Source organism: Actinocorallia lasiicapitis (genome assembly GCF_054778695.1).
In genome coordinates this window covers 1-7,349 of sequence record NZ_BAAGZI010000303.1, presented here as the reverse complement: position 1 = coordinate 7,349, position 7,349 = coordinate 1, and the positions used below count along the sequence as shown (strand labels likewise).

Below are 7,349 nucleotides of genomic sequence, written 5' to 3'. Positions count from 1 at the left end.
GCCGGAGGCGGCGCTGGTCGTGCTCCGCCAGCGGATCAGGCCCGACGCCGCCGCGACCATCCGCTACTTCGAGCACGAGCACGTCACCGTCAAAGTGATCTCGGGCGACAACCCGGTGAGCGTCGGCGCGATCGCCGCCGAACTCGGCATCCCCGGCGCGGACCGGCCCTACGACGCCCGCGACCTCACCCCCGGCAACATCGAGGAGATCGTCGACACCCGCTCGGTGTTCGGCCGGGTCACCCCGCAGCAGAAACGCGACATGGTCAGGGCGCTCCAGGCGCGCGGCCACACCGTCGCGATGACCGGCGACGGCGTCAACGACGTCCTGGCCCTCAAGGACGCCGACCTCGGCGTCGCCATGGGTTCGGGCAGCGGCGCCACCCGCGCCGTCGCGAAGATCGTCCTGCTGAACGACAGCTTCGCCACCCTCCCCCAGGTGGTCGCCGAGGGCCGCCGTGTCCTCGGCAACATCGAACGGGTCGCGAACCTGTTCCTCACCAAGACCGTCTACTCGATCCTGCTGGCCGTGCTGGTCGGGCTGATCGGCGTGCGGTTCCCGTTCCTGCCCCGCCACCTCACCCTCATCAGCACCCTGACGATCGGCGTCCCCGCCTTCTTCCTGGCCCTCGCCCCCAACCTGGAGCGGGCGAAACCCGGGTTCGTGCCGCGGGTGCTGCGGTTCGCCGTCCCCGCCGGGATCGCGTGCGGCGCGGCCACCTTCCTCGGCTACATGCTGGCCCGCGACAACCCCGCCAACGCCTTCGCGCAGGACTCCACCACCGCCACCTTCACCCTGTTCTTCCTCGCCATGTGGGTGCTCGCCCTGATCGCCCGCCCCTACACGTGGTGGCGGGTCGGGCTGGTCGCCGCGATGGGCGCCGCGTTCGCGGTCGTCCTGGCCGTGCCGGGGCTGCGGACCTTCTTCGCCCTGGACTCCTCCAGCGTCGCCAACGACCTCGTCGCGTTCGGCGTCGCCGGGGCCGCCGGGTTCCTGCTCTGGGCGGCGCTCAAGCAGCACTGGTACGACCGCGCCGTCGACCAGGCCACCGCCCTCTTCAAGAAGGTGCGGTCGGCTAAGGAGCCGGGATCGAAGGAGCGTGGAAGACGGCCGTGACGGTCCGGCCGGCGTCGCCTCCGGTCCAGTCCCACCACGACGCCGTGATCCCGATCGTCAGCAGCCCCCGGCCCGACTCGAACAGCGCGAACTCGTCCGCCGACTCCGCCAGGGGTTTCGCCCGCGGCTCCGAAGGACCGCCCTGGTCGATGACGGTCAGCGCCGCCCCGCCGCGCCAGCGCCGCACCTCCACCACGAACAGCCCGCCGGGCAGCCCCGATCTGGTGTGCCTGACCGCATTGGAGATCATCTCCGCGGCGGCCAGCAGGACGTCGTCCACGCAGGCGAACCCCTCGGTCAGGAACCCCACGAACTCCCGCGCCCTGCGCGCCTCGGCCGGCAGCCCGGGGAACGCGCGCCGCCAGCACATGTCGCCGATCTCGAACTCCCGGCCGTGCATCAGCACGGTGCGGGCGGATGGTGCCGTCACGGTCATACCGACCGTCCCTTCGACGGGATCACGTACCGCAATGTTCACCTACTTCCCAAATATCCGCTCGGAAACGCTGTCAAGGCTTTGCAACGGTCCACGCACAACGCGGAAACCGCGATGAGAGAAGGGATATCGGGGCGAGGGCGGGCCCGCCCGGCCGATAACCTTGAGGCATGTCCGATCCTCAACTCGTCCTCGCCGCCCGGGTGCAGGCCGCGATCACCGACGCCTACGGCGCCGAGTTCGCCGGCACCGACCCGGTCATCCGGCCGTCCCAGTTCGCCGACCTGCAGGCCAACGTGGCGCTGCCGCTGTCGAAGCGACTGCGACAGGCGCCGCGCGACGTGGCGAACGAGATCGTCGCCCGGCTCGACGTCGCCGGCCTCTGCTCGTCCGTCGAGGTGTCCGGGCCCGGATTCATCAATCTGAAGCTCAGCGACGAGTGGATCGCCGGCCAGGTCTCGGCGCTCAACGGCGAAGAACGGATCGGCGGGCCGCTCACCGACCGTCCCGAGGTCATCCCGGTCGACTACTCGGCGCCGAACGTCGCCAAGGAGATGCACGTCGGGCATCTGCGGACCACGGTCGTCGGCGACGCGTTCGCCCGCACCGCCGAGTTCCGCGGCCACCACGTGATCCGGCAGAACCACATCGGCGACTGGGGCACCCCGTTCGGGATGCTCATCGAACACCTGCTGGAAGTCGGCGAGGAGTCGGCGGAGGCCGGGCTGCTGGCCACCGACCCCAACACCTTCTACCAGGCGGCGCGCGCCAAGTTCGAGGCGTCGGAGAAGGGCGAGGGGCACGGCGACTTCGCCACCCGCGCCCGCAAGCGCGTCGTCACCCTCCAGGCCGAAGACCCGGCCACCATGGAGATCTGGCACCGGCTCGTCGACATGTCGAAGGCCTACTTCAACCAGATCTACGACCGGCTCCAGGTCACCCTCACCGACACCGACCTCGCCGGCGAGAGCATGTACAACGCGCTGCTCGCCGACGTCTGCGACCAGCTCGAGGCCAAGGGCATGGCCGTCGTCGACGACGGCGCGCTCTGCGTGTTCCCCGACGGCTTCACCGGCCGCGAGGGCAAACCCCTCCCGCTGATCATCCGCAAGAGCGACGGCGGCTACGGCTACGCCACCACCGACCTCGCCGCGCTCCGCTACCGCGCCCAGGTCCTGCACGCCGACCGCGTCATCTACGTCATCGGCATCCCGCAGGCCCTCCATCTGAAAATGATCTTCTCGACGGTCGAGGAGGCCGGCTGGCTCGGCACCACCAAGCCGTTCCACGCCGGGATCGGCAACGTCCTCGGCGAGGACGGCAAGATCCTGCGCACCCGCTCCGGCAAGCCGATCCGGCTCGCCGCCCTCCTCGAAGAGGCCGTCGAACGGGCCGAGAAGGTCATCGAGGACCGCGGCTACGACGCCGAGGCCCGCACCGAGATCGCCCGCGCCGTCGGGATCGGCGCCGTCAAGTACGCCGACCTGTCGGTGGCCCGCGACTCCGAGTACGTCTTCGACTTCGACCGGATGCTCGCCCTGTCCGGCAACACCGGCCCGTACCTGCAGTACGCCACCGCCCGGATCCGGTCGATCTTCCGCAAGGCCGGGGTCGAGATCGACGCGGCGACCGCCCCGATCGTCCTCGGCGAAGAAGCCGAACGCGCCCTCGCCCTGCACCTGCTGAGCTTCCCCGGCGTCATCGACGAGGTCATCGCCGACGTCTACCCGCACAAGCTCTGCACTTACCTGTTCGACCTGTCGCAGGCGTTCACCGCGTTCTACGAAGCCTGCCCCGTCGCCAAGGACGGAGTCCCCGACGACGTCCGCGCCAGCCGCCTCGCACTCCTGGCCGTCACCCTGAACACCCTGGTCACCGGCCTGACCGTCCTCGGCATCCCGATCCCCGACCGCATGTGACCCACGACCCCAGGGAACGGGCGGCCGGTCACTGACCGCCCGCCCGTTCCGCTATTCTTCTCATCCCCGCGCCGCCCATGCCCAGACCGGCACTCCCCCAAACCCCGCCCACTCAGCCGAAACCACGGAACACCCCGTCCGCCCCGGCCGCGTCGACGTAGTCGGAGAATTCCAGGGTGAGCGCGAACACCACGTTGGCCTGGAGTTCCTCGTACTCCGAGGCGACCACGCGCAGGGTCCGCCCCGGCTCCTCCCACAGATCGACGACCAGCAGCTCATGCGCCCGGGTGGTCATCGCCCGCCGGTCGACGATCACCAGCAGGCCGCCGTCGTACCCGACGGGCAGCCGCGCCATGAGCTGCTTCACGGACAGGCCGCGGAACGCCTTGTCGTCGACGTAGGCCGGCGAGACGTCGCCGTTCCGCGGGACGAGCGCCTTCTTGACCGCCGCCCAGTTCTTCGCGGAGGAGAAGTCCGTCCGGACGGCCATCAGATCGTCGCTCGGCAGGAACGTCCCCGACGCCGGGCCGACCAGGACCCGCCGGTCGGCGGAGCGGGACGGGGCATCGCGTCCCGTCCCGGCGAACCGGGCGAACCAGGTGCCGGTGGTGCGGGCGGTGAGCTTCGCGGTGAAGGCCCCGCCCTTTCCGGTGCGGACCGTCCTGACGACCTTGGGCGCCACGTCCGGGCCGGGCCGGAACAGCAGCTCGATCGGACGGCCCTGGAGCGCGGTCCTGGCCGAGAAGCGCCCCCTGAAGGTGATCTTCTTGCCCTGGTTGATCCGGGCGGGCGTCGCGGTGAAGCCGCTGACCTTCGTCCTGTCCCTGGTCTCGGCCAGCTCCTTGACCTTCCGGGCGTACCAGGAGCTCCCCGGGTAGACCACGCGGAGCCGTCCGCCGCCCGGCTTCAGGACGGCCTTGAACCGGCCGTCCGCGCCGGTCTTCACCGGCGGCAGCTCGATCCAGGTCTTCGTCCCCGGCCGCCGGGCGAGCAGCCTGAGCGTCCGCCGCGCGGCAGGCTTGTAGCGCTTCCCTCCGTCGAAGGCCGCGAACCGGCCGGTGAGCCGGCCTCCCGTCGCCGACACCTGGTCCAGACGGGTGTCGCGGCGCAGCGGCACGACCCTGCTCTGCTCGCTGACCACCTTGCCCTTGGTGTCGGTCACTTTCAGGAAGACCGTCAGCGGGCCCGGCCGCCACCGCCCGTCGATGCCGCAGCCGATCGAGACGGTCCCCTCGCCGCCCATGCTCACGCACCCGTACATCTGCTGGCCGCCGGGAGCGCCCCGGTCGAACGCGTACCCGAAGTCGAGCCGGTTCGGCTCGAGGTCGCCGGTGTACCGCACCTCCGCCCTGACCTCGCCGCCGCCCGGTTTGACCACGACGGGCCGCACGGTGAACGAGGTGATCACCGGGGCGGGCGCGGCGAAGACGGGCGCGGCGCTGCCCGCGACCAGCACCAGCGTGAGCAGAACGGCTTTCGACTTCATGGGAGGCGACCCTAGCGGGTGATCATTGCTCTGGCGTGACCAAGATCTTGCCTGGGGATCCGGAGGGGGGGCGTGTGATCGTTATGCTCGGGAAGAACCCCCATGCGCGCGGAATCTGGGGGCATGTGTGCGGTACGGCTGGTCGATCAGGACCAGGCTGACGTTGATCTCGTCGGCCGTCATGGCCGTGCTGTGCGTCTCCGCCTCCATCGCCACGATCTTCGCGCTGCGGGACATGGCGACCAGTTACCGGACCGAGCGGACCGCCTCGACGGCGCTCAAGATCGTCCACACGATCAAGCGGGGCGCGCTGCCGAAGGCCCTGCCCGCCGACCTCACCGAAGGGCTGGACGCCGCCCAGGTCGTCGACGCGCGCGGCAGGGTCGTGGCGGGCAGCGGAACCCTCGGCGACGAACAGCGCATCGCACAGATCGAACCGCCCGACGACAGCGCGCGGATCGACGAGGAACGGTGCGACCTGCCCGTCGTCCGCTCCTGCGAGATCGTCGTGACGTTCCGGGTGTACGAGGCCGACGGCGACTGGTTCGTGTACGCCCTCGACCAGCCCGTGCCCTGGTACGTGTCGGGCAGGCTCGCCGGGATCCTCGCCGGGACGAGCCTGCTGCTGGTCGCCCTCACCGCGATCGGGGCGAACCGGACGGTGTCGCGGGCGCTCAAGCCCGTCGAGGACATCAGGGCGCGCGCCATGGAGATCGGCGCGGGCGTGCTCAGCGACACCCTGAGCGAACGGCTGCCGCTGCCCAAACACCACGACGAGCTGTACACCCTGACCGTGTCGGCGAACGGCGTCCTGGAACGGCTGGAGAAGACCATCCAGCGGGAACGCCGCTTCAGCGCGGACGCCTCACACGACCTGCGCTCCCCCATCGCCGCGATGCGCGCCCAGCTCGACGAAGCGATGATGTACCCGGGCGACACCGACTGGAAGGACACCTCGCTGCGGCTGTCGACCAGCCTGGACCGGCTGTCGGCGATCGTCGAGGACCTGCTGACCCTGGCCAGGCTCGACGCCCACGCCGAACCCGCCACCGAGGCCGTCGCCCTGGACGCCCTGATCCGCACCGAGGCCGCCCGCCGCAGGCAGCGGGTGCCGATCGGGCTCGAGCTCCAGCCGGTCGCCGTCGAAGGCAACCGGCTGCAGCTCGCCCGGCTCCTCACCAACCTGCTCGACAACGCGCAACGCCACGCCGACGCCGAGGTGACGGTCCGGCTCCGCGCCGAGGGCGGCGAGGCCGTCCTCGAAGTGATCAATGACGGCGACTCGATCCCGCCCCAGCTCCGGGAGGCCGTCTTCCGGCGGTTCGCCCGGCTGGACGCCTCACGCAGCAAGGACACCGGCGGCACCGGGCTCGGCCTGGCGATCGTCCGGGAGATCGCGGCCGCGCACGGCGGCACCGTCGTCGTCGCCGACTCCGAGCGCGGCGCGCGGTTCGTCGTCCGGCTGCCGCTGCCCGCTCAGCGCACGTAGACCCGCATCCCGTTCGGGACCAGCCGGAACAGCCGTTTGGCGTTGCTCATCGGGATCCGGACGCAGCCGTGCGACGCCGGCCGCGCCGGGACGCTCCGCGACCCGTGCATCGCGATCCCGCCGTTGAAGTAGGTCGGGTAGTACAGCCCGCCCAGCGGCGCGATCCGCCAGCCCGCGATCTTGCGGGACACCCGGAAGTCACCGCGCGGCGTCCGGGAGAACCCGCAGTGGCCCGCGTCGCAGTAGTGCCGGTTCCGTCCCGTCGACACATGCGTGATCATCACCGGGCCGCGCTTCCCCCAGACCGTCAGGAGCTGACGGCGCAGATCGATCTCGACGCGCCGCGCCGGAGCACCCTTGACCAGCGGTTTCGGCACCCGAGGCGCGGCCAGTGCCGCCCGGACCGCCCGTGACGTCACATCCTGCACGCGCAGCCCGTTGGCCTTCTCGAACGCCCACAGCGCGAGCCTGGTCTGCTGCCCGAACCGGCCGTTGACCGGGCCGGGCGTGAAATGCAGGGCCTTCAGCCGCTGCTGGAGCAGCCGGACGTCCTGGCCGGTCGAACCGGGCCGCACCGGACCCGAAAGCAGCAGCGGAGGGCCGGTCTGGGCATGGGCCGCACCGGGCAGCGCGAAGATCGCGGCGAAGATCCCGGCGGCGAGTTTGGAGAGCGCCATGCCCCGCACCGTAGGGAGCGGCGGGGCTAGCGCGCGGGAGACCCGTCCGGGGATTCCCCGATCATTACCCGGACGTCCGGAATGATCTCCTTCGCCAGCACCGGAAGCCACCCCGGATCCCCCGCGTACACCAGGGTGTCGATCCGGCCCTCGACCGCCAGCCACGCCAGCTCCGCCGCCGTCCGCGGGCCGCCGAAGTTGTAGATCCGGCGGATCGCGGCCGGA

General features: G+C 71.0%; 7 protein-coding genes. 3 read left to right on the top strand and 4 right to left on the bottom strand.

Translation table 11 applies throughout. The annotated features are described in order from the left end of the window. The coding region (locus ACYVE7_RS25560) for an HAD-IC family P-type ATPase (protein WP_460367946.1) at window positions 1-1,117 on the top strand (1,117 nt) is incomplete at its 5' end. On the opposite strand, the gene ACYVE7_RS25555 is transcribed toward ACYVE7_RS25560, so the two are convergent. Next, on the bottom strand, window positions 1,077-1,595 hold the full coding sequence (locus ACYVE7_RS25555; protein ID WP_460367945.1) for an ATP-binding protein: 519 nt from the start codon (window positions 1,593-1,595) through the stop codon (window positions 1,077-1,079). The genes ACYVE7_RS25560 and ACYVE7_RS25555 overlap by 41 nt on opposite strands. A 128-nt stretch (window positions 1,596-1,723) precedes the next feature. Here ACYVE7_RS25555 and argS point away from each other — a divergent pair, with 128 nt between their 5' ends. Then, window positions 1,724-3,472 carry an arginine--tRNA ligase gene (gene argS, locus ACYVE7_RS25550; RefSeq protein ID WP_460367944.1) on the top strand — a complete coding sequence of 583 codons (1,749 nt, stop codon included), beginning with the start codon at window positions 1,724-1,726 and terminating at the stop codon, window positions 3,470-3,472. A 112-nt stretch (window positions 3,473-3,584) separates the two neighbouring features. On the opposite strand, the gene ACYVE7_RS25545 is transcribed toward argS, so the two are convergent. After that, window positions 3,585-4,958, bottom strand: coding sequence for a DUF6924 domain-containing protein (locus tag ACYVE7_RS25545; protein WP_460367942.1), 1,374 nt, complete (start codon window positions 4,956-4,958; stop codon window positions 3,585-3,587). A 127-nt stretch (window positions 4,959-5,085) separates the two neighbouring features. On the opposite strand from ACYVE7_RS25545, the gene ACYVE7_RS25540 reads away from it, so the two are divergent. Further along, window positions 5,086-6,447 carry a sensor histidine kinase gene (locus ACYVE7_RS25540; RefSeq protein ID WP_460367940.1) on the top strand — a complete coding sequence of 454 codons (1,362 nt, stop codon included), beginning with the start codon at window positions 5,086-5,088 and terminating at the stop codon, window positions 6,445-6,447. On the opposite strand, the gene ACYVE7_RS25535 is transcribed toward ACYVE7_RS25540, so the two are convergent. Together ACYVE7_RS25535 and ACYVE7_RS25530 are read right to left on the bottom strand one after the other, a co-directional pair. Beyond that, on the bottom strand, window positions 6,435-7,124 hold the full coding sequence (locus ACYVE7_RS25535) for a L,D-transpeptidase family protein (RefSeq protein WP_460367939.1): 690 nt from the start codon (window positions 7,122-7,124) through the stop codon (window positions 6,435-6,437). The genes ACYVE7_RS25540 and ACYVE7_RS25535 overlap by 13 nt on opposite strands. A 26-nt stretch (window positions 7,125-7,150) precedes the next feature. Continuing rightward, window positions 7,151-7,349 (bottom strand): hypothetical protein (locus ACYVE7_RS25530; protein WP_460367937.1); only part of this gene is annotated, 199 nt, incomplete at its 5' end.